This window comes from Pseudomonas linyingensis (assembly GCF_900109175.1).
In the GTDB taxonomy this organism is placed as follows: domain Bacteria; phylum Pseudomonadota; class Gammaproteobacteria; order Pseudomonadales; family Pseudomonadaceae; genus Geopseudomonas; species Geopseudomonas linyingensis.
In genome coordinates, this window is sequence record NZ_FNZE01000037.1 from 1 (window position 1) to 2,287 (window position 2,287).

Genomic DNA, 2,287 nt, shown 5'->3' on the forward strand with positions numbered 1-2,287 from the left:
GCGTCGGCGGCCGCTACTCCGACGACTGGCACCGCGCCCACCTGTACAACCCGCGCAACGTGGTGCCCGAATCGAAGATGCCCTCCTACCCCTGGCTGGTGGAGCACAAGCTGGACGGCAAGGACACCGCCGCCAAGATGACGGCGCTGCACACCCTGGGCGTGCCCTACACCGAGGAAGACATCGCCGGAGCCCGCGATGCGGTCAATGGCAAGACCGAGATGGACGCGCTGGTCGCGTACCTGCAGGTCCTCGGCACCAGCCTCAAGAACAAGCGCTGATGCGCAGCCTTAGCCAGGAGCAATAATCCATGACAGGCTTTTGGAGTATCTACATCAGCATCCTCACCATCGGCACCATGCTGGTGTTGGCGTGGCTGATCTTCGCGACCCGCAAGGGACAGCGCCCAGACACCACCGACCAGACCATGGGTCACTCCTTCGATGGCATCGAGGAGTACGACAACCCGCTGCCGCGCTGGTGGTTCCTGCTGTTCCTCGGCACCCTGATCTTCGGCGCCCTGTACCTGGTGCTCTACCCGGGCCTGGGCAACTGGAAAGGCGTTCTGCCGGGTTACGAGAATGGCTGGACCCAGGTCGGCCAGTGGCAGCGCGAGGTCGATCGTGCCGAGGCCGAGTACGGTCCGCTGTTCGCCAAGTACGCTGCCATGCCGGTAGCCGACGTCGCCAAGGACCCGCAGGCGCTGAAGATGGGCTCGCGCATGTTCGCCTCCTACTGCTCGGTGTGCCACGGCTCGGATGCCAAGGGCAGCTTCGGCTTCCCCAACCTGGCTGACCAGCACTGGCGCTGGGGCGGCGAGGCCGAGACCATCAAGGCCACGATCCTCGCCGGTCGCCACGGCATGATGCCGGCCTGGGGCGCGGTCCTCGGCGAAGAAGGCGTGAAGAACGTCGCTGCCTATGTACGCAGCGAACTGGCTGGCCTGAAACTGCCGGAAGGCCACGGTGCCGACCTGGCTGCCGGCCAGCAGATCTTCGCCACCAACTGCGTCGCCTGCCATGGCCCGCAAGGCAAGGGCGTACCGGCCATGGGCGCCCCGAACCTGACCGCCAGCACCGGCTGGATCTACGGTTCGAGCCTGACCCAGCTGCAACTGACCATCCGCAATGGCCGTCAGGGCCAGATGCCGGCTCAGGAACCCTACCTGGGCAACGACAAGGTCCACCTGCTGGCAGCCTACGTGTACAGCCTGTCGCAGCAAGCCACCAAGTAAGTCCGAAGGCGTGCCGTGCAATGCGGCACGCCTTTCTTCCCCCTCACCCAGCCCCCTTCCAGCCTCCCCCGATTGCGCGACCAAGTGTCGCACCCATCCTTAAGCTTTCTTCACAGTCGACGGCTTGAGGACTAAGCTCTCCCTCCAGTCGCACTCCGTTACAAAAACAACGCGGCATCACCCCTTGCGGCGTCTTTCGAGGCTCCGTGCTGCGCCATCACGACTACGGTCGCAGAGCTGGAAACGGCATTGCCGACTTGCCCGCAATCCCTTGCCTGACAGGCGCTTGCGTTGCAATGGCAATCTGCTTTCTCCATACTTGCCGCCGTTTTTTGTCCCGAAAGTCCATAACCGTGGAACCCCTGAAATGAGTACAGCAATCAGCCCGACTGCTTATAACTACAAGGTGGTCCGCCAGTTCGCCGTCATGACGGTAATCTGGGGGATCATTGGCATGGGTCTAGGCGTATTGATCGCCTCCCAATTGGTATGGCCGCAGTTGAACTTCGACCTGCCATGGACCAGCTTCGGCCGCCTGCGACCGCTGCATACCAACGCAGTGATCTTCGCCTTCGGCGGTTGCGCGCTGATGGCCACCTCCTTCTACGTGGTCCAGCGCACCTGCCAGGCGCGCCTGTTCAGTGACACTCTCGCCTCCTTCGTTTTCTGGGGCTGGCAACTGGTGATCGTGCTGGCCGCGATCACCCTGCCGCAGGGCTTCACCTCCTCCAAGGAGTACGCCGAGCTGGAGTGGCCGATCGACATCCTGATCACCATCGTCTGGGTTTCCTACGCGATCGTGTTCTTCGGCACTGTGATGAAGCGCCAGACCAAGCACATCTACGTCGGCAACTGGTTCTTCGGGGCATTCATCCTGGTCACGGCGATGCTGCACCTCGTCAACAACCTGGAAATCCCGGTTACCCTGTTCAAGTCCTACTCGGTCTATAGCGGTGCTACCGACGCCATGGTGCAGTGGTGGTACGGCCACAACGCCGTGGGCTTCTTCCTGACCACCGGCTTCCTCGGCATGATGTACTACTTCGTGCCCAA

3 protein-coding genes are annotated in these 2,287 nt (G+C 62.5%); all 3 read left to right on the forward strand.

The window, feature by feature from the left end; translation table 11 throughout:
* The coding region (locus BMZ19_RS21955) for a cbb3-type cytochrome c oxidase subunit II (RefSeq protein WP_170847831.1) at positions 1-281 on the forward strand (281 nt) is incomplete at its 5' end.
* 29 nt (positions 282-310) lie between these two features.
* Positions 311-1,234, forward strand: coding sequence for a cytochrome-c oxidase, cbb3-type subunit III (ccoP, locus tag BMZ19_RS21960; protein WP_090313881.1), 924 nt, complete (start codon positions 311-313; stop codon positions 1,232-1,234).
* A 367-nt stretch (positions 1,235-1,601) separates the two neighbouring features.
* A partial coding sequence (locus BMZ19_RS21965) for a cbb3-type cytochrome c oxidase subunit I (RefSeq protein WP_170847832.1) occupies positions 1,602-2,287 on the forward strand: 686 nt, incomplete at its 3' end.

What these genes read in the sequence shown, in the direction of transcription:
- ccoP (WP_090313881.1), top strand. Translation starts at nt 311, where the DNA reads ATGACAGGCTTTTGGAGTATCTACATCAGCATCCTCACCATCGGCACC.